The following is a 24,473-nucleotide window of genomic DNA, read 5'->3' as shown; positions in this document are numbered from 1 at the left end:
CCCGTGGGGTTTCCGATAGACACGGGCGATGACGAACCCTCCACCGCCGATCCGGGTCGGCCGGCCCGACGACTTCGACGACCTGGCCCGCATGATCGAGATCACGTTCCACACCACCCTCGGCGAGGAGACCCGCGAGGCCGAACGGGGCATCTGGGAGCCGCACCGGAGCCTGCTGGTCCGGGACGGCGCGGAACTCGTGGCGCACGTCTCGGCGTTCACCCGGGAGCTGACCGTCCCGGGGGCCACGCTGCCGGCGGCCCACGTGACCATGGTCGGGGTGCTGCCGACCCACCGCCGCCGCGGCCTGCTCACCCGGCTCGTGCGCCGGCAGTTGCGCGACATCCGGGACGCCGGCCGGGAGCCGGTGGCCGTGCTCTGGGCCAGCGAGGGCAGGATCTACCCCCGGTTCGGTTACGGCCTCGCCGCCCAGGAACTCTCCGTCGAGTGCTCCACCACCGAACTGCGGCTGCCCGCCCCGGCCGCCGCCGAGGGCCGGCTGCGCCTGAACCGGCCGGTGGCACAGCAGGCCGACCTGGCCCGGCTGTACGACCGGCAGCGCGCCGACCGTCCCGGCTGGTCCGACCGGGACGACCGGTGGTGGCGGTACGTGCTGACGGACCCGGCCGACGAGCGCGCGGGCGCGACCGAGCGCCGGGTGATGCTGCACGAGGGCCCGGACGGTGAGGTCGACGGGTACGCGCTGTGGCGCTCGCGCCGGGACTCCGACGCCGCCGGCCCGCGCGGCGTGACGATCGTCGAGGAGATGGTGGCCGCGAACCCGGCGGCCCGGCTGGCGCTGTGGCGGCTGCTGCTCTCGCTCGACCTGACCCGCCGGCTCTCCTACCGGGGGCCGGTGGACGACCCGTTGCTGCGCCTGGTCGACGAGCCGCGCCGGTTGGTGGCCCGGCTCTCCGACGCGCTCTGGGTGCGGGTGGTGGACGTGCCGGCCGCGCTGGCCGCCCGCCGGTACGCCGCCGACGTGGACGTCGTCGTCGAGGTCACCGACGAGTTACTTCCGGAGAACTCGGGGCGCTGGCGGCTGACCGGCGGGCCGGACGACGCCCGGTGCGGGCCCACCGACCGGCCGGCCGACCTCGCCTGCGACGTGCGGGAGCTCGGCGCGCTGTACCTGGGCGGGACGGGGCTGGCGACGCTGGCCGACGCCGGGCGGATCCACGAGCGGCGCCCCGGCGCGCTGGCCGCCGCCGGGCCCGCCTTCGCCTGGCACCGGGCCCCGGCGGGAATGGGCATCTTCTGACCGCCCTCGCCACCGCCCCGCCGGCCGGGCCTCCACGTGGGCGGGCGCGGCGGCGGCGCGGGCGGTACGGTCGACTGATGGGTGACGGGGATCGACGGCGACGCCGGCTGAGGCACCACTCCGACGCCGAGGTTCCCACGGCGCCCGCTGCCGGGGTGCAGGACGTGGTCGAGCCGCCCCGCCGCCGGGGCGGCCCGGCCGGCGAGGAACGCGACGGCGAGCGGGGCCTGCGCAGCCTGGTCGGGCCCGGCGCCTCCCAGGTGGGGCCCCTGGCGGCGCTGCGGGCCCGGGACGCGGCCCGACCGACCGAGGAGGACCTGGCCGAGGCGGAGGCCCGGATGGTCGTCGTCCGGCGCAACTGGATGCCCCGCGAGGACCTGCCCCGCCCCGGGCCGCTGACCCGGCCGGGGCGCTGACGGGTCAGGGCAGGTCGGGCAGCTCCCGGCTCTGCTCGTACGCGGCGACCTGGTCGATCCGGCGGGCGTGCCGGGGGTTGCCGGAGAACGAGGTGGTGAGGAACGCCTCGACGATGGCGGTGGCCTCGTCCAGGGTGTGCTGGCGGGCGCCGACGGCCACCACGTTGGCGTCGTTGTGCTCCCGGCCCAGCTGGGCCGTGTCGATGTTCCAGGCCAGCGCCGCCCGGACGCCCGCGACCTTGTTGGCGGCGATCTGCTCGCCGTTGCCCGAGCCGCCGATGACCACGCCGAGACTGCCGGGGTCGGCGACCACCCGGGCACCGGTGTGCAGGCAGAACGCCGGGTAGTCGTCGTCCGGGTCAAAGGCGTGCGGGCCGACGTCGACCAGCTCGTACCCCTGCTTGGCGAGGTGGCCGGCCAGGTGCACCTTCAGCTCGAAACCAGCGTGGTCGGATCCCAGATAGACGCGCATACCGCGCAGTCTGTCAGGCCGTCGTCCGCGCCGCCGAGCGGGCGGCGGCGCGGAGCCGGCTTCGTCACAGAAGGGCTGGTCACCCGGGTCGTCGGCCGGCGTGTCGCGCGCTCAGCGGGACAGTTCGGCCACCACCAGGCCGCCGCGGGCCTTCGGGGTGAACCAGGTGCTCTTGCGCGGCATCTTCTCCCGGGCCAGGTTGACCGCGACGAAGTCGTCCACGGTCACCGGGGCGATCAGCACCGCCAGCTCGGCCCGGCCCGCCTCGACCTCGCCGGTCAGCCAGCTCGCCGGGTAGTCCCCGCCGACGTAGGTGATCCGCTTGTCGCCCGGGTCGAGGCCGAGCGCGTCGCGCATCAGCACCCGCTCCACCAGCGCGTGGTCGAGGTTCTCCAGCCGGCCGCCGTCGACGTGCGGCAGTCGCACCGCGTACCCCTGGTCGGCCAGCCGGAGCGCGACGGTGCCGCCGGCCGTCGGGACCTCGACCGGACCGTCGATCACGGTGACCTCGGCGCCCGCCGCGCGGAGCCGGTCGACCAGCTCCGCCGGGGTGACGGTCAGCTCGCTGACCAGCCGGTTGTACGGCTGGATCGCGACCGACGCGGGGGTGGTCACCACGGCCAGGAAGCGGGGCAGGCCGCCGGTCTGGGCGGCGAGGCTGCGGTGGTTGCCGTCGGCGACCACCAGCTCGCCGCCGCCGGCCAGGGCAGCCAGCGCGTCCTGCTCGGGGCCGGGGCCGAGCAGCCACACGGCGTGCGTGCGCCCGGACTGGTCGGTGTCGGTCGCGGCGGGCGCCCCGGCCGAATCGGTCGCCGCCGCGAGCGCGGCGTGCAGCTCGTCGCCCCGGCCGGTCTGGAGCAGCAGCACGGGCGAGAGCAGGTGACCGAGCGCCTCGGCGAGAGCGACCCGCTCGCGGACCTTGGCGATGAAGACGTCCTCGTTGCGGATGACCAGGCCCGGCTCGTCGGCGCTGGTGGAGATCTGGTCGGTGTCGACCATGGCGAACAGCCCGTACGCGGTCTCCTCCCCCGGCGCGCTGATCCGGTAGAGGACCACCACCTGCTCGGCCGGGGTGTAGCTGCCGTCGGCCTTGGCCTCGGCGAGGCGGGCCACCGCGTCGGAAAGCGCGTCGAGGAAGGACTTCCCCAGGGTTTCCGGTGCCCGGTGCGGCATCTCGATGCCGAGGGCACTGTGCGGGTTCGCCTCGATGATCGCGGTGATCTCCGCGTCGTCGGCGAACTCGTCGTAGTTCTGCGCGCCGGTGCCGCCAGTGGTGATCCAGGCCCGGGCGATCGGATGTACGACCGTCATGTCCGCTGACGCTACCGCCGGCCGGTTACGCCCCGCAGCGGGCCCCGCACCCCGTCCACCAGTTGAAAGGGGGTGGCCGGGGCGACGGGCCGCCCCGGCGCGCCGAGGGGCGGGGTCAGCCGGGAGGTGGCCGCCACCCGGGCGACGCCGACCACGATCGGCGGGGCCAGCAGGTCGACCAGGTCGGCCGGCAGGTTCGGCCGGACCGCAGGCCAGCCGGCGTCGTCCACGGACCAGTACGCCGCACCGGCTTCCCCGGTGGTCGCCGCCTGCGGCGGCGCGTCATCGAACGTACGGCGGTGCTTACCCATCGGATGCCTCCACGAGCTGCCGGGGGCCCACCCCTGCGGGCCGTTGGCGGGACATCCGGTGGAACGACCCCCGCACCACCCGGTGACGCCCCCACGGCGCGCCGCCCACCGCAGGCCTCGGCCCACCGCCCGGCCCGTCTCGCCCACCGCCCGGCCGCCGCAGGCCCCGCCCGCCGCCGGCCCCGTCGGAGCCCGGGCCGACGGCGGGCGGAGCGGCACAAGAAGGTAACCCTCCTCCACCCCTGAGCCGCTGAGGAGGTGCCCTCTTTACTCGAAGGTCGGGGCTGCCTGGCGGAAGCGCTTCAGCTCATAGAAGCCGGGCGTCCCGGCGACCAGCAGGACGCCGTCCCAGAGCCGGCCGGCGGCCTCGCCCTTGGGCCGTGGGGTGACCACCGGGCCGAAGAAGGCCACCGGGTCTCCGTCCGGGCCGGGGGCGTGGATGACCGGGGTGCCCACGTCGGTGCCGACCGGCCGCATCCCGGCCTCGTGGCTGGCCCGCAGGGCCTCGTCGTACGCGGTACTCTCGGCCGCCGCGGCCAGCTCCGGGTCCAGCCCGGCATCGGTCAGCGCCGCCGCGAACAGCTCCCGGCCCAGCTCCTCCTTGCCGAGGTGGATCCGGGTGCCCATGGCGGTGTACAGAGCACGGACGGCGTCCGGGCCGTGCTGCTGCTCGACCGCGATGCAGACCCGCACCGGGCCCCAGCCGCTCTGCAACATCTGCTGGTACCGCTCGGGCACGTCGCGCCCCTCGTTGAGCACCGACAGGCTCATCACATGGAAGCGGACGTCCACGTCACGGACCTGCTCCACCTCCAGCAGCCAACGGGAGGTGATCCACGCCCACGGACACATCGGGTCGAACCACATGCCGACAGTGACTCGATCGGTCACGGTGAGGTTCCCTTCAAAACAGCAGGGCCGGGGGGCCGACCCTTTGTCCCTTGATCCTCCACCCTGGCCGGCGTTGACCGGTACCGGAATGAGAGCGTGACGTCGCCCACCGCGACGTGCCCGCCCATGGAAGACTCGGTTCCGACCGACCGTCACGAGCGGGCGGTGGGCTGGCGCCGCAGCGGCGCACGCGAGAGCGGGATGGAGACGAACAGTGCCGGGAGTGCGCAACCTGACCCAGGTCGAGGCCACCGAGCGGGCCCGCCTGCTCGAGGTCACCGGGTACGACATCAGTCTGGACCTGTCGACCGCCGTCCAGGCCGCCGACGCCCGGACCTTCCGGTCGGTGACCGAGGTCCGGTTCCGCTGCGCCGAACAGGGCACATCCACCTTCATCGAGGCGGCCGCCGAGTCGATGCGCTCGGCGACGCTCAACGGCGTCCCGGTCGACGTCTCCGGCTGGTCGGCGGACAGCGGGCTGACGCTGACCGGGCTGGCCGAGGAGAACACCCTCGTGGTCGACGCCGACTTCGCGTACTCGAACAGCGGGCAGGGGCTGCACCGCACGGTCGACCCGGTCGACGGGGAGACCTACCTCTACAGCCAGTTCGAGACGGCGGACGCCCAGAAGGTCTTCGCCTGCTTCGACCAGCCCGACCTGAAGAGCGTCTACACCTGGCACGCCACCGTCCCGGAGCACTGGCGGGTGGTGTCCAACATGCCGGTCGAGCGCGAGGTGCCGGCCGGCGAGGGGCTCAAGACCGTCCACTTCGTCGAGTCCGCCCGGATGAGCACCTACATCACCGCGCTCTGCGCCGGCCCGTACCACGAGGTGCGGGACAGCCACGACGGCATCGACCTGGGGGTCTACTGCCGGGCCTCGATGGCGCAGTACCTCGACTCGGACGACCTGTTCCTCGTCACCAAGCAGGGCTTCGACTTCTTCCACCAGCAGTTCGGCGTGCGCTACCCGCTGCCGAAGTACGACCAGCTCTGGGTGCCGGACTTCAACGCCGGGGCGATGGAGAACTTCGGCTGCGTCACGCACGCCGAGGGGCACTACCTCTTCCGCTCCCAGGTCACCGACTTCGAGTACGAGCAGCGGGCCAACACGATCCTGCACGAGCTGGCCCACATGTGGTTCGGCGACCTGGTCACCATGCGCTGGTGGAACGACCTGTGGCTGAACGAGTCGTTCGCCGAGTGGGCCAGCCACTGGTGCAACGCCAACGCCACCCGCTTCTCCGACGCCTGGACGACCTTCCTGTCCATCCGGAAGAACTGGGGTTACCGGCAGGACCAGCTCTCCTCCACCCACCCGGTCTACTGCGAGATGCCGGACCTGGAGGCGGTCGAGGTCAACTTCGACGGCATCACGTACGCCAAGGGCGCGAGCGTGGTCAAGCAGCTCGTCGCGTACGTCGGCGAGGAGCCGTTCCTGGCCGGGCTGCGGGCGTACTTCGGCAAGCACGCCTGGGGCAACGCCACCTTCGACGACCTGCTGTCGGAGCTTGAGGCGGCCTCCGGCCGGGAGCTGCGCAAGTTCGCCGCGCAGTGGCTGGAGACCGCACAGGTCAACACCCTGCGTCCCGAGGTGACGGTCGACGCCGACGGCAGCTATCAGCGGGTGGTGGTGCGGCAGGAGGCGCCGGCCGGGTACCCGACGCTGCGCACCCACCGCATCGGCGTGGGCCTGTACGACCTGGCCGACGGCCAGCTCGTCCGCCGGCAGCGGATCGAGATCGACGTGACCGGCGAGCTGACCGAGCTGACCGACCTGCACGGCGTGCGGGCGGCGGACGTGCTGCTGCTCAACGACGACGACCTGACGTACACGAAGCTGCGGCTGGACGAGCGGTCGATGGCCACGGTGGTGCAGCACATCGCCGGCTTCGAGTCGTCGCTGTCGCGCGCCCTGTGCTGGATGGCCGCGTGGGACATGGTCCGCGACGCCGAGCTGTCGGCCCGCGACTACGTGGCGCTGGTGCTGGCCGGGCTGCCCGCGGAGACCGACATCAACCTGGTCACCGCCACCCTCCGCCAGGCGACCTCCGCGCTGGTCTACTACGCCGACCCGGCCTGGGCGCCGACCGGCTGGGCCGAGCTGCACCGGACGGCGAAGGCCACGCTGTCCGCCGCCGAGCCGGGCAGCGGGTTCCAGCTCGCCTGGGCCCGCGCCGTCGCCTCGGCGACCCGCTCCGACGAGGGCCTGGCGATGCTGCGGGGCTGGCTGGCCGGCAACGGCGTGCCGGCCGGGCTGGCCGTCGACACCGAGCTGCGCTGGACGATCCTCCAGCAGCTGGTGGCCAACGGTGCCGCCGGCGCCGAGGAGATCGAGGCCGAGCTGGCCGGCGACCGGACCGCCAGCGGCGAGCGGGAGGCCGCGCACGCGCACGCGCTGGTGCCGACGGAGAAGAACAAGGCCGCCGTCTGGGCCCAGCTCACCGGCCCCGACGCGCTGCCGAACTGGCGCAACCGGGCGCTGTTGCAGGGCTTCGCCCCGTCCGTGCAGGCGGAGCTGCTCGCCCCGTACCGGGAGAAGTACTTCGCCGTGGTGGACCAGGTCTGGGCGCAGCGGGACAGTGAGCCGGCGCAGGAGTTCGTCCAGCTGGCGTACCCGGACCAGCAGGTCTCCGAGGAGACCGTCGCGGCCACCGACGCGTGGCTGGCCGCCGCCGACGGGCAGCCGGCGTCGCTACGCCGGTTGGTCGCCGAGGGCCGCGACGCCGTCGTCCGCGCGCTGAGGGCCCGCGACCGGGACGCCCGCAGCGCCTGAGGCGAGTGTCAACCGGCCCGGGGCCGGCGCGGGCGAACAGCCCCGCCGGCCCCGGGCCGGTTGTGTCTCAGCCCTTGCCGGCGTGGCTGGCGAGCTGGTCGAGGCCGTTGATGATGCCGCCGGCCAGGTCGCCGCCGCCGAAGGCCGCCACCATGGAGAGGGCGGCCAGCTTGGCGTACGTGTCGGGGATGCGCTTGCGGGCGTGCCGGCCGGTGACGACCTCCAGCTTGCGCTGGTTGGGCGACACCGCGATCAGGACCGACCGGTCGGGGTCGGCGAGCTGCCGGTGCAGCCGCTGGGCGTGCTCGCGGATCGGCTCGTCGAGGCCGCCGACGTAGACCGAGAAGACCAGCCCGGTCCCCTGGTCGGCCAGGCGGAGCGCCTCGTCGATGCGCAGCAGCTGACGGGTCGAGAACGGCCCGTCGAGCACCTCGGGCGGTGTTTCCGTGCCGGCCTGGATCTCACCAACGGTCACTTGCGCCTCCGGTTCCACCGGCCGGCGACTCGATGCCGGCCTTCTCAAGCTTGTGGCTGGTCAGCGCCGGTGCCTGCGCACCCGCGGCCAGCACGGTGCCGGCCGAGTCGGCCAGCTGCTCCGGGCGGCCCAGGAACCAGACCGGAGTGAAGTCGAAGGGCCGGCCCGGCCGGTAGCGCTTGGCGGCGGCACCCTTGCCCGGGCCACCGGCGAATGCCAGCGCGGCGATCACCAGCACCACGGCCGCCGGGATGCCGACGAAGATCAGCAACGTCTCGGTAACAGACAATCCCAACGCCCCCAGGCGGAAAGAGAGACCAGGAATCCCGGGTCGGGTGGACGATCATGGACACCGACCGCCCGACTCCGCTCCTGTTCACGTTAGCGGAGTCGACGGCCCGCCAGACTGCGGGGTGGCGATCCCACCCGCCACCGCACCCCGCCCATCCTGCCCGCTCCGGCCACCGGCCGCACGGCAGACACGACGGTCAGCGGGCTGCGGTCAGCTCAGGGTGCCGGCCGGCGCGACCCATTCGCATCGCGGGCCACCCACGTCCCGGATCAGATCGAAGTCGCGGTCGTAGTGCAGGACGACCGCGGAGTACTCGGCGGCGACCGCCGCCACCGTGACGTCCACCGGACTCGCCGCGCGGTGGTGTCCTCGGGCCGTCAACGCCAATTGCAGATCCCGCGCCCGGGTGGCCACCGCCGCCGTGATCGGTAGCTCGATCATGAGCTCGGAGCGCCGAGCTCGCACCGCCATCGCGTCCCGGAAGTCACGAACGCTCCGTTTATATATGCGACCTGCCGAGGAAGCGCAGGGCGTTGGCGGAGAGCAGCTTGTCGCGCTGGGCCGCGGTGAGGAACTCCGCCGCGTGGACCACCTGCCCGGCCGGGCGCTCCCCCAGCGGGTACGGGTAGTCGCTGCCGACCAGCACCCGGTCCTCGCCCATGGTGTCCACCAGCAGCCGCAGCGCCGCCGGTTCGAACACCACCGAGTCCACGCAGAACCGGTCGACGTACGCGCTGGGCGGCGCGGCGGACGCGCCCCGAACCAGGTCGCCCCGGCGGTGCCAGGCGTTGTCGGCGCGGCCCAGCCAGAACGGGAAACTCCCGCCGCCGTGCGCGAAGCAGAGCCGCAGCGACTCCGGCACCCGGTCGAACACGCCGCCGAGGATCAGCGCCAGCACCGACAGGTGCGTCTCGGCGGGCATCCCGGTCAGCCAGCGGGCCATCCACCGGTCCAGCCGGGGCCCGCCCGGCATGTCCCACGGGTGCACGAACACCGGCGCGCCGACCTCGGCGCAGTGCTGGAGGAAGGTGACCACTCCCTCGTCGTCGAGGTCCCGGTCGCCGACGTGGTTGCCGATCTCCACCCCGACGTGCCCGGCCGCGAGGCAGCGGTCCAGCTCGGCGCAGGCCGCGTCCGGGTCCTGCAACGGCACCTGGCAGAACGGCACCAGCCGGTCGCCGCCGTCGGCGGTGACCTCCAGGGTGAGGTCGTTGAAGATCCGGGCCACCTTCACCGCCTGGTCGGCGGGGCGGTCGTAGCTGAAGAAGACCGGGGTCGGGGACACCACCTGGACGTCGACCCCGTCGGCGGCCATGTCGGCCAGCCGGGTCGGCGCGTCCCAGCACTGCGCGCCGACCGGCCGGAACTCCGTCTCCCCCACCATGATCATGGCGGCCCGCTCGGAGTCGATCCGCAGCCAGGGCCAGCCGGACCCGCCGCACGCCGCGCCGAGGTCCGGCCACCCCTTCGGTACGACGTGCGTGTGCACGTCGACCACCGGGAGCCGCCCGGCGGGCACCCCCATCAGCCCTTGCCCGGGTGCAGCGCGCCGCACCCGCCGCAGGTGCGGGCGGCCTCGTCGGCGTAGAACGCGCCGAACACCGGGGGCAGGTCGGCGGCGATGTCGCGGACCTGCAACTCCACCTCGTGCACCTTGTGCCCGCACTCCGGGCAGTACCACTGGAACTTCTCCAGCGTGCCCTCCTCGCGGACCCGCTCGACCACCACGCCGATCGAGCCGACCTCGGGGCGCTGCGGCGAGTGCGGGGTGTCACGCGGCAGCATCCACATCTGGCCCTCGCGCACGTGCACCGTACGCGGCCCCTGCGGGGTCATCAGGTTGACGTGCATGTTGCCCTTGACCTGGTAGAAGAACTCCTCGTACGGGTCGACGTGGAAATCGGTGCGCTGGTTCGGCCCGCCCACCACCATCACGATGAAGTCGTCGGAGCCGGGGAACATCTCCCGGTTGCCCACCGGCGGCTTCAGCAGGTGCTGGTTCTCGGCGACCCACCCGGGGAAGCTGAACGGCTCGGCGATCTCACTCACGACTGACCTCCCGACGGAAGAAGCGCCACTGCTTGCATCTCGATGAGCAGGTGCGGGTGCGGAAGCTGGTGCACGGCCACGGTCGTCCGGGTCGGCCCCGTGGCGTCGAAGAACTCCGCCCACACCTCGTTGTAGCCACCGAAGTCGTTCATGTTGACCAGGTACGACGTCACCTGCACGAGATCGGGCAGGTCCGCGCAGACCGACCGCAGCAGGTCCCGGACGTTCCCGATCACGGCCCGGGTCTGCGCCCGGACGTCGAGATCGGTCGTGCCGAACTCGTCCACCGACACGCCCGCGAAGGTGTTGTCCGGCCGCCGGGACGACGTACCGGAGACGAAGACGAACCCGCCGGCGACCTTGACGTGCGGAAACGCCCCGCGCGGCACGGCCTTGCCGGCGACCACGCGCGCCTCGCCGCTCACGACGACGCCCGCAGCGACGCGGCGCCGAGCTTCTCCACGACGGCGCGGACGTGCGCGCCGGGGCGCAGGGGCACGGCGGCGGTGGCGGCCCCGGCGAGGAAGACCCAGCCCGACCGCAGTCGCACCCCGTGCCGCCCGGCGAGGCGGAGTCCCTCGTCCAAGGTCCGGCGGGGGTCGCCGAGGATCGCGGCGGTCGAGCCGACCTGGACGACGCGTCCGTCGATTTCGAGGAGCACGCCGAGGTTGTCCAGCCCGTCCGGCACCGGTGACCAGGCTCCGATGGCGAACGCGGCGGCGGAGGCGTTGTCGGCGATGACGTCGGGCAGGGAGAAGGTGAAGTTGGCGTACCGGGAGTCGATCAGCTCGATCGCCGGGGCGACCGCGCGCACCGCGTCGGTGAACGCCCCGACCGGCTCGCCCGGCTCGGGCAGCCGGTCCAGCAGGAACGCCACCTCCGGCTCGACCCGGGGGTGGATGAACGTGGCCGGGTCGACCGTGCCGCCGTCGGGGACCCGCATCACATCGGTGAGCCGGCCCCAGATCACCTCGTCCACGCCGACCTGGGCCATCTTCGCCCGGCTGGTCAGCCCCATCTTCAGCCCGACGAGGCGCTCGCCCCGGTCCAGCCGGCGCTGCACCAGCGCGGTCTGCACCGCGTACGCGCCGTCGCCGTCCAGGCCGGTCTCGGCGGCGAGCTGCGCGATCGCGGTGGCCGTGTCGGCCGCCGTCCCCAGCCTGCCGGCGACGCCCGCGGTGTCCACCCCGATCACGCGACCTCCTCCTGCCCACGCCGACCCGCGAGGTCCAACGCCACATCCACGATCATGTCCTCCTGACCACCGACCATCCGCCGCCGCCCCAGCTCCACCAGGATCGACCGCACGTCCACCCCGTACTTCGCCGAGGCTCGCTCGGCGTGCCGCAGGAAGCTGGAGTACACCCCGGCGTAGCCGAGGGACAACGTCTCCCGGTCCACCCGCACCGGCCGGTCCTGCATCGGCCGGACCAGGTCGTCGGCGGCGTCCATCAGGGCGAACACGTCACAACCGTGCTTCCAACCGTGCAACTCGGCGACCGCGACGAACACCTCCAACGGGGCGTTGCCGGCCCCCGCGCCCATCCCGGCCAGCGACGCGTCCACCCGCACCGTGCGCCCGTGCGGGGCGTCCGGCCCGGCCGGAGCGCCGCCGGCGACCCGGCCGTGCTCGACGGCGACCACGCTGTTGGCCACCCCGAGCGACAGGTTGTGATGGGCGTGGATGCCGATCTGCGTCTGCGCCGACAGCACCTGCCGGTACGCGTCGACCCGCTGCGCCACGTCCGACATCAGCAACCGGCCACCCGAGTCGGTGACGTAGACGCAGTGTGCCCCGTACGACTCCATCAGCGCGGCCTGCGCGGCCAACCCGGCCGGGTCGGTCATGTGCGACATCATCAGGAAGCCGGACACGTCCATGTCGTTCTCCCGCGCCCAGGAGATGTGCTGGGCGGAGATGTCCGCCTCGGTGCAGTGGGTGGCGATCCGGACGCTGGTCACCCCGAGCGCCTTCGCCGCCCTCAGGTCGGCGATGGTGCCGATCCCCGGCAGCAGCAGGGTGGTCAGCCGCGCGGTGGTGAGCACCTCGGCCGCGGCGGAGATCCAGTCGGCGTCGCTGGCCGCACCGTGGCCGTAGTTGACGCTGGACCCGGCCAACCCGTCGCCGTGCGCCACCTCGATCGCCGCCACCCCGGCCGCGTCCAACGCCGCCGCGATCGCGCGCACCTGGTCGACGGTGTACCGGTGGGCGACGGCGTGCATCCCGTCGCGCAACGTCACGTCCTGCACGTACAGGTCGGTCATGCGGTAACCGCCTTCCGGAGGGCGACCAGCCGCTCGGCGGTGCGCAGCGCGGCCGAGGTCATGATGTCCAGGTTCCCGGCGTACGCGGGCAGGTGGTGCCCGGCCCCGGACACCTCCAGGAACACCGACACCTGCAATCCCGTGAGGTGCCGCCCGAGAGCCGGCACGTACGTGTCGACCGGGTCGAACTGCACGTCCTGCTTGAGCCGGTACCCGGGGACGTACTCCTGCACGGTCGCCACCATCTCGGCCACCGAGCCGGCGATCGCGGCCCGGTCGGCGTCGGCGTCCGGGCACAGGCAGTAGACGGTGTCCCGCATCATCAGCGGCGGATCGGCCGGATTCAGCACGATGATCGCCTTACCGCGCCCCGCGCCGCCGACCACCTCGATCGCCCGCGCGGTCGTCTCGGTGAACTCGTCGATGTTCGCCCGGGTCCCCGGCCCCGCCGACTTCGAGGCGATCGAGGCGACGATCTCCCCGTACGCCACCGGCGTGACCCGGCCGACGGCGGCCACGATCGGCACGGTCGCCTGCCCACCGCAGGTCACCATGTTCACGTTCGGTTCGTGCAGGTGCTCGTCCAGGTTGACCGGCGGCACCACGTACGGGCCGATCGCCGCCGGGGTCAGGTCGACCACGGTCCGGCCGAGGGCGCGGAGCACCTCGTCGTGCCGCTGGTGCGCGCCGGCCGACGTCGCGTCGAAGACCAACTCCACGTCCGCGAACTCGGGCAGCGCGACGAGCCCGTCGACGCCCTCGGCCGTGGTGGCCACGCCGAGTCGGCGGGCCCGGGCCAGCCCGGCGGAGTCCGGGTCGATGCCGGCCATCGCCACCATCCGCAGGCTCCCCGGGGAGGGCACGGAACGTGGGCCCGGCCCGTCGGGACCGCCGCTGCGCCGCAGCACCTTGATCATCAGGTCGGTGCCGATGTTGCCCGACCCGAGCACCGCCACGCCGGTACTCATGAGGGTTCCCTTCCGAAACTGGTACGAACCGAGCCGAGCCCGGAGATCCGCGCCTCGTAGGCCGCGCCGGGCGTCACCGGCACCACCGGGCCGAGCGACCCGGAGAGCACCAGGTCCCCCGCCCGCAGCGGGTCACCGGCGCGCACGAGCGTGCCGACGAGCCACTCCAGGGCGTTCAGCGGGTTGCCCATGCAGGCCGCCCCGGCGCCGACCGAGACCGGCTCCCCGGCGTGTTCGAGGACCATCCCGCACAGCCGCAGGTCCACGTCGGCGAGCCGGCGGGGCGTGGTGCCCAGCACGAACAGGCCGCTGGAGGCGTTGTCGGCGACGGTGTCCACGAGGGAGATGTCCCAGCCGGCGATCCGGGAGTCGACGATCTCGATCGCCGGCAGCACGTGGTCGACCGCGCGGATCAGGTCGACGGCGGTGATCCGCTCGTCGGTCAGGTCCCGGCCGAGCACGAAGGCGACCTCGGCCTCCACCTTCGGCTGGAGCAGCCGGCCGAACGGCACCTCGACGCCGTCCCCGACCGCCATCGCGTCGGTCAGCAGCCCGAAGTCCGGCTGGTGCACGCCGAGGCTCTCCTGGGCCGCCCGGGAGGTCAGCCCGATCTTCGCGCCCACCCGGCGCTCGCCCCGGCCCTGCCAGGCCCGCGTCTGGAGCTGCTGCACCCGGTACGCGGACTCGACGTCCCCCTCCGGCAGCAGCCGGCCCCGCAGCGGCGGGCAGGGCTTCCCGCTGCTGCGGGCCTCTGCCAGCTCCCGGTTGGCCGCCTCGATGTCGACACTCATGTCCGCTCCTCGGTGCGCTCGCTCACGACGCCGTGCATTCTGCCCGCCGGGCCCGTCAAGAGAGGTCCACGCAGACGTTGGTCAGTTCGGAATAGAAGCCCAGGGAGTGCACGCCGCCCTCCCGGCCGATGCCGGACGCCTTCACCCCGCCGAACGGGGTACGCAGGTCCCGCAGGAACCACGTGTTGACCCAGACGATCCCGGCGTCCAGCCGGGCCCCCGACCGGTGCGCCCGGCCCACGTCGCGGGTCCACACCGTCGCGGCGAGCCCGTACTCGGTGCCGTTGGCCAGCGCGTACGCCTCCTCCTCGACGTCGAACGGGGCGACGTGCACCACCGGGCCGAAGATCTCCTCCCGGTTGGTCCGGGCATCCGGGCCGAGCCCGGTGAGCACGGTGGGCCGCACGTACGCGCCACCGTCGCGGGCGTCACCGAACGTGGGCCGGCCTCCCCCGGCACGCACCTGCGCGCCCTCGGCGCGGGCGAGGTCGTGGTAGCCGAGCACCTTCCTGCGGTGCTGCTGCGAGATCAACGGCATGTTCACCGTCGCCTCGTCCGCCGGCCACCCGTACGCCAGCGCGTCGGCCGCCTTCGCCAACCGCTCGACGAACTCGTCGAAGACCGGCCGCTGCACGTAGATCCGCTCGGTGCACAGGCACACCTGGCCGCCGTTGGTGAAACTCGACCGCACCGAGCCCGCGACCGCCGCGTCCAGATCGGCGTCGGCGAAGACCAGGCCCGCGTTCTTCCCACCCAGCTCGAACGAGACCGCCTTCACCCCGTCCGCCGCCGCCCGCATGATCGCCCCACCGGTCGACGACTCGCCGGTGAACGTGATCGCGTCCACCCCCGGATGCCGGGTCAGGAACTCCCCCGCCGAGTCCGGGCCGAACCCGTGCACCAGGTTGAACACCCCGTCCGGCACCCCGGCGGCGGCCATCACCTCGGCCAGCACCGTCGCCGACGCCGGCGTCTCCTCACTCGGCTTCACCACCACCGCGTTGCCGCACGCCAGCGCCGGCGCGACCTTCCACGTCAGCAACAGCAACGGCAGGTTCCACGGCACCACCACCGCGACCACCCCCACCGGCTTGCGGACGGCGTAGTTCAACGCCCGCCCGCCGGACGGGGTGACCGTGGTGAACGACTCCGTCGGCGCGGTCGCCACGATCTCCGCGAACGCCCGGAAGTTCGCCGCCCCGCGCGGGACGTCCAGGGTCCGGGCCTGCGAGACGGACTTGCCCGTGTCGGCCACCTCGGCGGTGACCAGGTCGTCGAAGCGGCGCTCCAACTCGTCGGCCACCCGACGCAGCACCTCGGCGCGCTCCCGCTCACCCATCCGGCCCCACGGCCCGCGCAGCGCCGCCCGAGCGGCGGCCACCGCGTCGTCCACCGTCGAACGGCCCGCCTCCACCACCTCGAACACCGGCTCCCCGGTCACCGGGCTGCGCTTGGTGAACCGCCGCCCGGCGTCGACGAACTCGCCGCCGACGAAGTGGCGCAGCAGCCCCGGCTCCCGGTTCGCCCGCCCGGCCATCAGGCCGGGATCCCAGTTCACGCTCATCGCCGCCGCCCCCGGGCCAGTGCCGCGCCGACCGCGCCGACCAGCAGCGTCGCCGCCGTGGCGGCCACCGCCCCGAGCACCGCCTGCTGGCGGCGGACCCGCCGCCGCACCTGCGCGTACGGGGTGGTGGAGAAGGAGACCAGCTCGTACTGCGAGACGTACCGGCCGGGCAGGGCACGCTCCAGCGCGTGGTCCAGCTCACGCCGGGCCTGGAACACCGGGGAGGCCACCTTGTCGCGCATCTCCACGAAGTTGGTCAGCGCCATCCGGGCGATCGCCTCCGCGTCGTCCTGCCTACGCGCCTGGAACAGCGGCAGCGCCGCCGCCCAGTCGTCGTCGCACTCGTCGAGGCAGCGGTCGAGCACGACCACGTCCTCGAAGGCGCAGTTCGCGCCCTGGCCGTAGAACGGCACGATGGCGTGCGCGGCGTCGCCGATCAGGCCGACCCTCCCGTTCGCCTGCCACGGGGCGCAACGGACCGTGCCGAGCACCCCGACCGGGTTGTGCTGGTAGTCGTCGACCAGGTTGGGCGCGAGCGGTACCAGGTCCGGGTAGTGGGTGGCGAAGTGCCGTTCGATCGCCGCCGGGCTGCTCAGCGAGGCGAAGCTCGCGGTGCCGTGGGTGGGCCAGAACAGCGTGCAGGTGAAGGAGTGGTCCGGGTTGGGCAGGGCGATCATCATCGAGGTGCCGCGCGGCCAGATGTGCAGCGCCGCCGGGTCGAGGGCGAACTCGCCGCCGACCGCCGGGATGGTCAGCTCCTTGTAGCCGTAGTCGAGGAAGTCGAGGCTCTCGCTCAGCACCCCGTACGCGAGGAGCTGCCCGCGCACCGCGGAGCCGGCCCCGTCGGCGCCGAGGACGACCGGCGCGGCGGCCGTGACCTTGCCCTGCGACGTCTCGAAGGTCATCTCCCCCGTGCCCGGGTCGAGCCCGACGAGCCGGTGGTCGAACGCGACCCGCACCCCGGGCAGCGCGGTGGCGGCGGTGAGCAGGGCGTTGTTCAGCGCGCCCCGGCTGATCGAGTTGATCGCCAGGTCCCCGGCGGCGCTGTACGACTGGAACTGCGGCTCGCCCACGACCGGGTGGATCATCCGGCCGCGCATCGGCAGCGCGTCCGCCATCACCTGACCGTCCAGGCCGATCCGGCGCAGCGCGTCGAGCCCGCGCTCGGACAGTGCCAGGTTGATCGAGCGGCCCCGCTCGGCCCCCCCGGCGCGCGGGTCTCCCCGCCGCTCGTAGAGCGCCACCCGGTACCCGCGCCGGGCCAGGAAGCAGGCCAGCAGGCAGCCGGCGAGCCCGGCCCCGACGACGGCGATCTCGTCCCGTTCCACGTTCATGAGCACATCTCCACCGTCGCGGCCAGCGCGTCGGCGACCCGCCAGCAGTCGTGGTACGTCGAGTACAGCGGCACCGGGGCGAACCGGACGACGTCCGGCTCCCGGGCGTCGGCGATCACGCCGTGCTCGTGCCGCAGCCGCTTGGTCAGCTCGCCCGCGCTGCCCCCGCCGATGCGCACCGAGAGCTGGCAGCCCCGGCGCTCCGGCTCGCGCGGGGTGACCACCCGCAGCGGCCGGCCGGCCGTGACCTCGTCGAGCAGCCGCTCCAGATATCCGGTGAGCCGCACGCTGCGCTCCCGCAGCGCCGGCATGCCGACCGAGTCGAACAGCTCCAGCGAGGTCCGCACCGGGCCCATCGCGAAGATCGGGGGGTTGGAGACCTGCCACGCCTCCGCGGTGGCCGGCGGCCGGGACACCGGGGTCATCTCGAACCGGGTGGCCGCCTCGGTGCTCCACCAGCCCTCGAAGCGGATCAGGTCGGCCCGGCCGAGGTGGCGCTCGTGGACGAAGACGCCGGCCAGCGCGCCCGGGCCCGAGTTGAGGTACTTGTAGGAGCACCAGGCGGCGAAGTCGACGTCCCAGTCGTGCAGCGCCAGCGGCACGTTCCCGGCCGCGTGCGCCAGGTCCCAGCCGACCACCGCCCCGGCGGCCCGGCCGGCGGCGGTGATCGCGGGGATGTCCATCAGCTCGCCGGTGAGGTAGTTGACCCCGCCGAGCAGCACCAGCGCGACCGTGTCGCCCTCGGCGGCCAGGAAGTCCAGCACGTCGGCGGTGCGCAGGGTGTCCTCGCCGTCGCGCGGGCGCAACCGGACCACGGTGGCGTCGGGGTCGAGGCCGTGCAGGCGGGCCTGGCTGCGCACCGCGTAGCTGTCCGAGGGGAAGGCGCTGTCCTCGATGACGATCCGGGTGCGCTTCCCCGCCGGTCGGTAGAAGCCGACCATCAGCAGGTGCAGGTTGACCGTGAGGGAGTTCATCACCACGGCCTCCACGGGCCGGGCGCCGACCAGTCGCGCGACCGGCCCGGTCAACAGCTCGTGGTACGGCAGCCAGGGCCGGTCCGCCTCCAGGTGCCCCTCGACGCCGAGCCGGCCCCACGCGTCCAGGTCGGCGAGCAGCTCGTCCCGGGTGGCCCGGGGTTGCAGGCCGAGGGAGTTGCCGGCCAGGTACGCGGCCTGCGGGTAGCGCCCGCCGTCGGCCGGCGGCACGTGGAACAGGTGCCGGTGCCCGGGGTCTGCCTGGTCGAGGCGGTGCGCCTCCTGCTCCGAGTGGCGCATCGCGTCCCGTTCCGGGGTGTCCATGTCGTGTTCCTCGCTCACATTGCCGTCCGGGCCGACCACAGCTCCGGGAAGACCACCCGGGCCATGCTGCGCTGCAACCAGGCGAGGCCGGCCGAGCCGCCGCTGCCGACCTTGGCGCCCATGGTCCGCTGCACCGCCTTGACATGGTTCCACCGCCAGTCGCCGAACTGCTCGGCCACCTCGGCCAACGCCTCGCCGAGCAGCCGCAGGTGGTTGTCCGGGCTGCTGTCGGCGTACACGGCCACCCAGGCGGACTCCAGGGCCGGGTGCGGCTGGTGCTCCTCGGCGACGTCTCGCTCCAGCACCTCGGCGGGCACGTCGAAGCCGCGCCGGGCCAGCAGGGCCACCACGTCGTCCCAGAGGCTCGGGACGGCCAGCGTGGCGCACAGTTCGTCGTACACCTCGGTCTGCCGGCGGAACGGCCGGATCAGGGCCGGGTCGCGCAGGCCGAGCACGAACTCCAGGTGCCGGTACATCGCCGACTGGAAGCCGGAACCCTCGCCGAGCAGGTTGCGGAACCGGTTGAAGTCCGCCGGGGTCATCCAGCGCAGCCCCTTCCAGGCCGCGTTGAGCCCTTCCAGGTGCAGGGCCGCGCGGCGCAGGGGGGCCAGCGCATCCCCGACCCGGTCGGCGCGCAGGCAGCGCTGCGCCTCGCGCAGCTCGTGGCAGGTCAGCCCGAAGTACAGTTCCATGATCTGGCTGACCATCAGGAAGGACATCTCGCCCGGGTCGTCGCTGAGCGGCTGCTGCAGCCGGTGCAGGGTGCTGGCGTGCACGTACGCGTCGTAGGGCACCCGCTCGGCGAACTCCAGCGTGGGTTCGCCGCCGTTGCGGGCAGCCCGGGCCGCCCGCTGCTGCGGGGTCGCCGGACGGACCGCCGCGGCCAGCGCGGGGGCCCGCAGGTCCGTCTGCTTCACCTGTCGTCTCCATCCACTCGGCCGGGTAGCGTCATGGTGCCCTGGTGGAAGGGCCGAATGGAATGCCGATTCGACGGCACTATCAGCCTCTGACCTGCCACGACAAAGGCGAACGCCCCTTCGGGGTTTCGGGAAGGAAGGTCAGGCGTGGACCACATGGACTGGGCGCTGCTGCGCGAGCTCCAGGCCGACGCCCGGTTGTCGTTCAGCGAGCTGTCCCGCCGGGTGCACCTGTCACCGCCGGCGGTGGCCGAACGGGTCCGCCGGTTGGAGGAGTCGGGGGTGATCACCGGCTACCGCGCCCACGTCGACCTGGCCCGGGCCGGCCGCGCCGTGGTCGCCCTGATCCGGATGTCCTGTTACGGGTCCCGGTGCATCCTGCACGACCCGGAGGTGCCGCACTGGCCGGAGATCCTGGAGATCCACCGGATCACCGGCGACGCGTGCAGCATGCTCAAGGTCGCGACCGGGTCGATCGGCGAGTTCGAGCGGGTGATCGACCGGCTCGCCCCGTACGGCCAGCCGTCGAGCACCATGGTCCTGTCCACCCCCCTCGACTGGCACCCCGTCACCCCGCTTGACGGCGGGCCGCCCGCCTAGCGCCCCACGCACCGGAGAGCCCCTGTCAGCGCCCCCGGCCCGCCGCGCCGCCGACCGGCGGGTTTGCCCCGACGCCAGGGGGAATGCAGGGCGGACTACCCGGGGGAGGATTCCGGTGCCCGGCACCGGGAGGGGGGAATCATGCGGGGGCTCACCGCGTCACATCGCGTCCTATCGGCCGTGCTGACCGTGTTCGGCCTGGTCGGGGCGTTCGTCCTGGCCACGGTCGCGCCGGCCCGGGCCGGGGAGAACACCTTCGTCGAGGTCACGCCGAACAGCGCGCAGGCCGGCACCCGGGTCAACATCCGGGCCAGCTGCGACAACGACAACAAACGGCAGGAGGACGTGCAGTCCGACGCGTTCGGGCGGGTCGTGCTCCGGCCCGACAACGGCTTCCTGACCGGGGCGGTCACCATCCCGGAGAACAAGCAGCCCGGCGAGTACTCCGTCGAGCTGCACTGCAAGAACGGCGGCACCGCGACCACCACGCTCACCGTGTTGAACATGGCCCAGCCGAGCAAGGGGCCCAACACCGGTGGCGGCGGCACGGCTGGCGACGACCGGGGCACCGGCCCGCTGCTGCTCGTGGGCGGCCTCGCGGCGGCGGCCGTGGCGGCCGGGTTCGGGGCGTTCGGCGCGCGCCGGCGTACCGGGACGCGTTCCTGACGAGGTCGCCATGGCCCGCCGACGTACGCGAGTCGACCCGGCCCGGGACCCGCGCCGCGGCGCCGGCCGGTTCCGGGCGGCGGCCCGGCTGGTGGCCCGGGGGTGCGGCCGGGTCGTCCGGGTCACCGGGCAGGTCTTCTCGGCCAGCGTCGCCACGGTCGACCCGGCCGCCCGCCCGGTGGCCGTCGCCCCGGGCCGGGGCGGGCCGGGCGCGGGCCGGTGGCGGCTGGCCCGCGGGGGCCCCGGCGCCCCGGTGCTGGTCATCGCCGCCCTGATGGTGCTGATCGTGGCCATGCTCGGCGTCGAACGGGTGACCGGGCACAGCGTGCTGCCGGACCGGTTCATCGCCGGCCTGCGGCCCCCGCCGAAGAAGTTCCCGGTGCTGCCGGCCAGCCGGCCGGTCGCCATCAGCAGCGACCCGATCGACCTGGACGCCCCGGTGCACGACGTCGGCATCGCGGCGGACGGCAGCATCGGGGTGCCCGACGCCGCCCGCGCACAGGAGGCAGCCTGGTACGACCAGGGGCCGACCCCCGGCCAGTACGGGCCGGCGGTGATCGTCGGCCACGTCGACACCCGGACCGGGCCGGCGGTCTTCCACGGGCTGAAGGAGCTGCGCTCCGGCGACCGGGTCGAGATCCGCCGGGAGGACCGCTCAGTGGCGGTGTTCGAGGTCGACTCGGTGCACCGCTACGACAAGGACCAGCTGCCGGTGAGCGAGGTCTACGGCGACTTCACCCGGCCGAGGCTGCGCCTGATCACCTGCGGCGGCCGGTGGGTCGGCGGGGAGACCGGGTACGCCGACAACGTGGTGGTCTACGCGTCCCTGGTGAAGGCCCGCCACGAGTGAGGCCCCCAGCCCGTCCCGGTCCCGGCGCCGCTCAGGCCGCCGCCTCGGTCTCGGGCTCGCGCAGGTCGAGCCAGTTGGCCCAGCGCGGGTCGGGGGTGCGGTGGCCGAGCACCCGCCAGGCCGTCCCCATCGGGACGACGGGCGGCGAGTGCAGCCGCCAGCCGAGCTCCGCCGGGGTCTTGTCGCCCTTGGTGTGGTTGCACCGGGCGCACGCGGCCACCACGTTCTCCCAGGCGTGCCGGCCGCCCCGGCTGCGCGGGAACACGTGGTCGATGGTCTCCGCCGGGCCCCGGCAGTACCCGCACCGCCAGCCGTCCCGGGCGAAGATCGCCCGTCGGGAGAGCCCGACGTGGGTGCGGTAGGGAACCCGGACGAACCGGGTGAGCCGGACCACCGAGGGCACCGGGAGCGCGTTGCGGGCGCTGTGCAGCACACCCTCACCGTCGGCCACGCAGATGGCCTTGGCGGAGAGGACGAGGATCGCGGCGCGACGCACCGACACGACACACAGCGGCTCGTAGGTGGCGTTGAGAACCAGCGCGCCGGAGCCCACCGCGGGTCGTATGTCAGGCATCGAAACTCACCTTCCCGGTCCAGCCGCTCCCACCGCTGGCCGCGCCGGGCACGCCCGCGCACGGCGGAACCACGCCCGACGCCGGCAGGATCACCGACGTCCGTTGCGCCAATCGTCCCTGATAAGACCCAGGATTGCACGTACTAATGTCGGAAGCCGGGTAGGCATCACCCGGAAACGGGCAGACCTTCCCCCTGAGCAGGGCCGGACCCCTCAACGCCTCTCGACGTTTTACATCTGTTTTCGATCTCAGTTGTGCCGGATCTGTGCCTGATGATCATGCTTCATGCAATGAAGATGATGAATTTGATCAAGGTAACTCAAGATCACTAAAGTGCTGGATGCGAAGCGGGAAGCCCCCTCGAAACACTAGCCCTGGGTTCTGCTGTCCCTCGTCGTCCTGGCGTGCTCAGGTGCGCTGGCCGTTCCTGCGGCGTGGGCGGTGAGAGCCCAGGTTGAGGCGGAGCGGGGAGAACAGGCCCCGGATGCTGCGATAGCCGTCTATTTGCTGCGGCTGAGTAGCGGGGATGATGGCGGGCTTCGTCGAGTGCTTGCCGCCGACCGCCGCGATGGCCTGGTAGGCCAGTGGCGCGCATACCGGGCACAGATGTCAAGATCGGCCAACCTGCCCAGCAAGCTGGAATCAGGGCCGTTGCAGGTCGACCATGTTCGGGATGGTGTCGCCCTGGCCGTCACTGAGGTTCACGCGGTCTGGTGGCAAGATCGGGTGTCGCTGGTGGGTAGTCGGCACCCTTGGCGCTTCGAGGTCCGAAGAGACTACGGCGGGTGGCGGGTCTGGAAGGTCGAGGCTCCGGCGTGGTGCGGTGGCTACATCTGTAGTAGTCACTGCTGAGCGAACGCCAACCCCCGACCGGCCGGCGTCTGCTCAGTGAGCCTTGACGAACGTGCCCTTTCCGGGCACCACGTAGACCAGGCCCTCGGCGACCAACACCCGAACCGTGTGCAGGATGGTGCCGCGCGCCAGGCCGTATTCCTGCTGTAGCCGGGCCACGCTCGGAATCGGCCGGTTGGGCAGCAGGTCTCCGCGCTCGATCTGCTCACGCAGGATCGCGGCCAACTGCTGGTAGACCGGCACCGGTCCGTCGGGGTCGATCACGTCTCGACGGTATGCGGGCAAGGACGGCACTGGTCAGTCATGGCAGACCATGGACCACCATGAACCGGTCGGGGTATGGTGCGGCTATCCCGCTGTGCTGGTCGTAGAGGATCCGAACTCGCCTCGGCACGGCGGTACCCCCTGCCCCGGCCGGGCTCCTTCGAACCGGGCGGGGCAGGGGCCACCGGAGGGAGGAAGGTCATGTCTCCTGACGCACGGGCCACGGCCCACCTTCGGCCCCCGACGCCGGGTGAAGAGCTGGTGATCAGCCGGGAGGCGTCGGTGCAATTCGCGAGACAGCCGGCCTTCATGTTCCGGGTGATCTCGGTGTGCCCGAAGCCCAACTACCCGGGTTGGGTGTGGGTGACCGGCTACCAGCTCGACGGCCAGGGCCACGCCGTCGCTAAGCGAGAGATCTACGTACGACTGGCCGGTCTCCAGCGGGTCCGGCGCTCTGATGGGTACCCGGGGTCGGACTCGGCTCTTGTGTCACGGCCCGGCGCCCGGCGGACACCGCCACAGCAGCGCCCTTGACCTGACCGGGACCAGCGACGCGGCCGGCTCCTGGACGACGGCCCCGACCACGGCGACCCCCACCCCCTCCCAGGTGCAGGGTTTGACCTGACCTGGATTTCGGTAGGAGCTGGCACAGGGGGTCGCCTGCTCGGCAACTGCGGGCGCCGCCCCCATGCTTGGGGCTTGCCGGCTCTCCCCTGCGCGGCATTCTCGGAGCCAAGCTCCTGCGCCGGCTGCGGTTGTCCATCGGTTGTCCTGGTACGCCGTGCGCCGGGGCGTGACCGGCCGGAGGCCGCACACGCGCCCCGGCGCGAACACGGCGGCGGGCCGCAGGCCCGCCCTTGACCAAGTAAAGAAAGTCTGAACACACGCTCCAGTCATGCCGTGTCAGTGGCTGCCTCGTCTGCCTGGGGTGACCTGGGTGGTGTCAGTTTGGGGTGCTGGCTGACAGCGCTGTTCTTTAGGTCGGTCAAGGTGGATACCGCCGCGTCGCGGCGCGCGGTGAACGCCTGCGGCTCGGTTGCTGCGAGTTCGTCGAAGTACCGCACGCCTTCCGCAACTGCATCAAGGATCTGGTCCGATGTTTCCCCGAGAATGCGCGCTATGTGTCCCACATTCCACAGGGACGTGGCGAGGTTGGGAAGGTAGGCGTCGCGGTTGCCAGCGGCCAACTCCCGGTACAGGTCGACGGCTTCCTCACTGACGGCCAGCGCTTCACCCCGCCGTCCCACCTCCGCCAGCCGGCCCGCGTGGTTGTTC

At 73.0% G+C, this 24,473-nt stretch carries 26 protein-coding genes and 2 pseudogenes; 7 read left to right on the top strand and 21 right to left on the bottom strand.

Going from position 1 to position 24,473, the window contains the following annotated elements:
* Positions 1 to 28 precede the first annotated feature (28 nt).
* The gene (locus ACH4T9_RS10115) at positions 29 to 1,261 is read left to right on the top strand and encodes a GNAT family N-acetyltransferase (protein WP_396669924.1); all 1,233 of its coding nucleotides are present in this window, start codon (positions 29 to 31) and stop codon (positions 1,259 to 1,261) included.
* 77 nt (positions 1,262 to 1,338) lie between these two features.
* Positions 1,339 to 1,677 carry a hypothetical protein gene (locus ACH4T9_RS10110; protein ID WP_396669925.1) on the top strand — a complete coding sequence of 113 codons (339 nt, stop codon included), beginning with the start codon at positions 1,339 to 1,341 and terminating at the stop codon, positions 1,675 to 1,677.
* 4 nt (positions 1,678 to 1,681) lie between these two features.
* Here ACH4T9_RS10110 and ACH4T9_RS10105 read toward each other — a convergent pair whose 3' ends face one another.
* The 4 genes from ACH4T9_RS10105 to ACH4T9_RS10090 all read right to left on the bottom strand — a co-directional run bounded on the left by ACH4T9_RS10105 (position 1,682) and on the right by ACH4T9_RS10090 (position 4,638).
* Complete coding sequence (locus ACH4T9_RS10105) at positions 1,682 to 2,149, bottom strand: ribose-5-phosphate isomerase (RefSeq protein WP_396669926.1); 468 nt, start codon at positions 2,147 to 2,149, stop codon at positions 1,682 to 1,684.
* A 111-nt stretch (positions 2,150 to 2,260) separates the two neighbouring features.
* The gene (locus ACH4T9_RS10100; RefSeq protein WP_396669927.1) at positions 2,261 to 3,460 is read right to left on the bottom strand and encodes a DUF1015 family protein; all 1,200 of its coding nucleotides are present in this window, start codon (positions 3,458 to 3,460) and stop codon (positions 2,261 to 2,263) included.
* 11 nt (positions 3,461 to 3,471) lie between these two features.
* Positions 3,472 to 3,771 carry a hypothetical protein gene (locus tag ACH4T9_RS10095; RefSeq protein WP_396669928.1) on the bottom strand — a complete coding sequence of 100 codons (300 nt, stop codon included), beginning with the start codon at positions 3,769 to 3,771 and terminating at the stop codon, positions 3,472 to 3,474.
* Between the two features lie 267 nt (positions 3,772 to 4,038).
* Positions 4,039 to 4,638 carry a disulfide bond formation protein DsbA gene (locus ACH4T9_RS10090; RefSeq protein ID WP_396670712.1) on the bottom strand — a complete coding sequence of 200 codons (600 nt, stop codon included), beginning with the start codon at positions 4,636 to 4,638 and terminating at the stop codon, positions 4,039 to 4,041.
* Positions 4,639 to 4,885: 247 nt separating this feature from the next.
* On the opposite strand from ACH4T9_RS10090, the gene pepN reads away from it, so the two are divergent.
* Positions 4,886 to 7,438 (top strand): aminopeptidase N, encoded by a 2,553-nt coding sequence (pepN, locus tag ACH4T9_RS10085; protein WP_396669929.1) that lies wholly within the window; start codon positions 4,886 to 4,888, stop codon positions 7,436 to 7,438.
* A 67-nt stretch (positions 7,439 to 7,505) separates the two neighbouring features.
* On the opposite strand, the gene ACH4T9_RS10080 is transcribed toward pepN, so the two are convergent.
* The 14 genes from ACH4T9_RS10080 to ACH4T9_RS10015 all read right to left on the bottom strand — a co-directional run bounded on the left by ACH4T9_RS10080 (position 7,506) and on the right by ACH4T9_RS10015 (position 19,391).
* Positions 7,506 to 7,913, bottom strand: a complete 408-nt coding sequence (locus tag ACH4T9_RS10080; RefSeq protein ID WP_350886217.1) for a DUF5130 family protein — start codon at positions 7,911 to 7,913, stop codon at positions 7,506 to 7,508.
* Positions 7,900 to 8,184, bottom strand: coding sequence for a hypothetical protein (locus tag ACH4T9_RS10075; protein WP_396670713.1), 285 nt, complete (start codon positions 8,182 to 8,184; stop codon positions 7,900 to 7,902). The genes ACH4T9_RS10080 and ACH4T9_RS10075 overlap by 14 nt, the downstream gene beginning before the upstream one ends.
* A 231-nt stretch (positions 8,185 to 8,415) precedes the next feature.
* Positions 8,416 to 8,646 (bottom strand): PIN domain-containing protein, encoded by a 231-nt coding sequence (locus ACH4T9_RS10070; RefSeq protein ID WP_396669930.1) that lies wholly within the window; start codon positions 8,644 to 8,646, stop codon positions 8,416 to 8,418.
* 58 nt (positions 8,647 to 8,704) lie between these two features.
* Positions 8,705 to 9,730: an amidohydrolase family protein gene (locus tag ACH4T9_RS10065; RefSeq protein WP_396669931.1), complete on the bottom strand. Its 1,026-nt coding sequence runs from the start codon at positions 9,728 to 9,730 to the stop codon at positions 8,705 to 8,707.
* Positions 9,730 to 10,254 carry a 3-hydroxyanthranilate 3,4-dioxygenase gene (locus ACH4T9_RS10060; protein WP_396669932.1) on the bottom strand — a complete coding sequence of 175 codons (525 nt, stop codon included), beginning with the start codon at positions 10,252 to 10,254 and terminating at the stop codon, positions 9,730 to 9,732. Before ACH4T9_RS10060 ends, ACH4T9_RS10065 begins: the two co-directional genes overlap by 1 nt.
* Positions 10,251 to 10,679, bottom strand: a complete 429-nt coding sequence (locus ACH4T9_RS10055) for a RidA family protein (RefSeq protein ID WP_396669933.1) — start codon at positions 10,677 to 10,679, stop codon at positions 10,251 to 10,253. The genes ACH4T9_RS10060 and ACH4T9_RS10055 overlap by 4 nt, the downstream gene beginning before the upstream one ends.
* Positions 10,676 to 11,449 (bottom strand): 2-keto-4-pentenoate hydratase, encoded by a 774-nt coding sequence (locus tag ACH4T9_RS10050; RefSeq protein WP_396669934.1) that lies wholly within the window; start codon positions 11,447 to 11,449, stop codon positions 10,676 to 10,678. Before ACH4T9_RS10050 ends, ACH4T9_RS10055 begins: the two co-directional genes overlap by 4 nt.
* Positions 11,446 to 12,519 carry a 4-hydroxy-2-oxovalerate aldolase gene (gene dmpG / locus ACH4T9_RS10045; protein WP_396669935.1) on the bottom strand — a complete coding sequence of 358 codons (1,074 nt, stop codon included), beginning with the start codon at positions 12,517 to 12,519 and terminating at the stop codon, positions 11,446 to 11,448. Before dmpG ends, ACH4T9_RS10050 begins: the two co-directional genes overlap by 4 nt.
* Positions 12,516 to 13,487 (bottom strand): acetaldehyde dehydrogenase (acetylating), encoded by a 972-nt coding sequence (locus ACH4T9_RS10040; RefSeq protein WP_396669936.1) that lies wholly within the window; start codon positions 13,485 to 13,487, stop codon positions 12,516 to 12,518. Before ACH4T9_RS10040 ends, dmpG begins: the two co-directional genes overlap by 4 nt.
* Positions 13,484 to 14,278 (bottom strand): 2-keto-4-pentenoate hydratase, encoded by a 795-nt coding sequence (locus tag ACH4T9_RS10035; protein ID WP_387026147.1) that lies wholly within the window; start codon positions 14,276 to 14,278, stop codon positions 13,484 to 13,486. Before ACH4T9_RS10035 ends, ACH4T9_RS10040 begins: the two co-directional genes overlap by 4 nt.
* 55 nt (positions 14,279 to 14,333) lie before the next feature.
* Positions 14,334 to 15,815, bottom strand: coding sequence for a 2-hydroxymuconic semialdehyde dehydrogenase (locus tag ACH4T9_RS10030; protein WP_396670714.1), 1,482 nt, complete (start codon positions 15,813 to 15,815; stop codon positions 14,334 to 14,336).
* A 23-nt stretch (positions 15,816 to 15,838) separates the two neighbouring features.
* Entirely contained in the window at positions 15,839 to 17,176 is a 1,338-nt protein-coding gene (locus ACH4T9_RS10025; protein WP_396669937.1) for an FAD-dependent oxidoreductase, read from the bottom strand.
* Positions 17,173 to 18,474 (bottom strand): kynureninase, encoded by a 1,302-nt coding sequence (gene kynU / locus ACH4T9_RS10020; protein ID WP_396669938.1) that lies wholly within the window; start codon positions 18,472 to 18,474, stop codon positions 17,173 to 17,175. Before kynU ends, ACH4T9_RS10025 begins: the two co-directional genes overlap by 4 nt.
* Positions 18,475 to 18,488: 14 nt before the next feature.
* Positions 18,489 to 19,391: a tryptophan 2,3-dioxygenase gene (locus ACH4T9_RS10015; protein WP_396669939.1), complete on the bottom strand. Its 903-nt coding sequence runs from the start codon at positions 19,389 to 19,391 to the stop codon at positions 18,489 to 18,491.
* A 147-nt stretch (positions 19,392 to 19,538) separates the two neighbouring features.
* On the opposite strand from ACH4T9_RS10015, the gene ACH4T9_RS10010 reads away from it, so the two are divergent.
* The 3 genes from ACH4T9_RS10010 (at position 19,539) to ACH4T9_RS10000 (ending at position 21,507) form a co-directional block, all read left to right on the top strand.
* On the top strand, positions 19,539 to 19,991 hold the full coding sequence (locus ACH4T9_RS10010) for an Lrp/AsnC family transcriptional regulator (protein WP_396669941.1): 453 nt from the start codon (positions 19,539 to 19,541) through the stop codon (positions 19,989 to 19,991).
* Positions 19,992 to 20,132: 141 nt separating this feature from the next.
* Positions 20,133 to 20,657 carry a hypothetical protein gene (locus ACH4T9_RS10005; RefSeq protein WP_396669942.1) on the top strand — a complete coding sequence of 175 codons (525 nt, stop codon included), beginning with the start codon at positions 20,133 to 20,135 and terminating at the stop codon, positions 20,655 to 20,657.
* Positions 20,658 to 20,667: 10 nt separating this feature from the next.
* Positions 20,668 to 21,507 (top strand): class F sortase, encoded by an 840-nt coding sequence (locus ACH4T9_RS10000; protein ID WP_396669943.1) that lies wholly within the window; start codon positions 20,668 to 20,670, stop codon positions 21,505 to 21,507.
* A 31-nt stretch (positions 21,508 to 21,538) separates the two neighbouring features.
* Here ACH4T9_RS10000 and ACH4T9_RS09995 read toward each other — a convergent pair whose 3' ends face one another.
* Together ACH4T9_RS09995 and ACH4T9_RS09990 are read right to left on the bottom strand one after the other, a co-directional pair.
* On the bottom strand, positions 21,539 to 22,081 hold the full coding sequence (locus ACH4T9_RS09995) for an HNH endonuclease (RefSeq protein ID WP_396669944.1): 543 nt from the start codon (positions 22,079 to 22,081) through the stop codon (positions 21,539 to 21,541).
* 886 nt (positions 22,082 to 22,967) lie between these two features.
* Positions 22,968 to 23,198, bottom strand: a complete 231-nt coding sequence (locus ACH4T9_RS09990) for a GntR family transcriptional regulator (RefSeq protein WP_396669945.1) — start codon at positions 23,196 to 23,198, stop codon at positions 22,968 to 22,970.
* A 201-nt stretch (positions 23,199 to 23,399) separates the two neighbouring features.
* On the opposite strand from ACH4T9_RS09990, the pseudogene ACH4T9_RS09985 reads away from it, so the two are divergent.
* Positions 23,400 to 23,657 (top strand): annotated as a pseudogene (locus ACH4T9_RS09985) (hypothetical protein); the annotation flags it as partial.
* Between the two features lie 434 nt (positions 23,658 to 24,091).
* Here ACH4T9_RS09985 and ACH4T9_RS09980 read toward each other — a convergent pair.
* Positions 24,092 to 24,473 (bottom strand): annotated as a pseudogene (locus tag ACH4T9_RS09980) (hypothetical protein); the annotation flags it as partial.

Source organism: Micromonospora sp. NPDC020750, from assembly GCF_044334565.1.
Lineage (GTDB): Bacteria > Actinomycetota > Actinomycetes > Mycobacteriales > Micromonosporaceae > Micromonospora.
The sequence above is the reverse complement of the archived record's forward strand: the minus strand, read 5'-3'. Positions and strand labels throughout refer to the sequence as shown.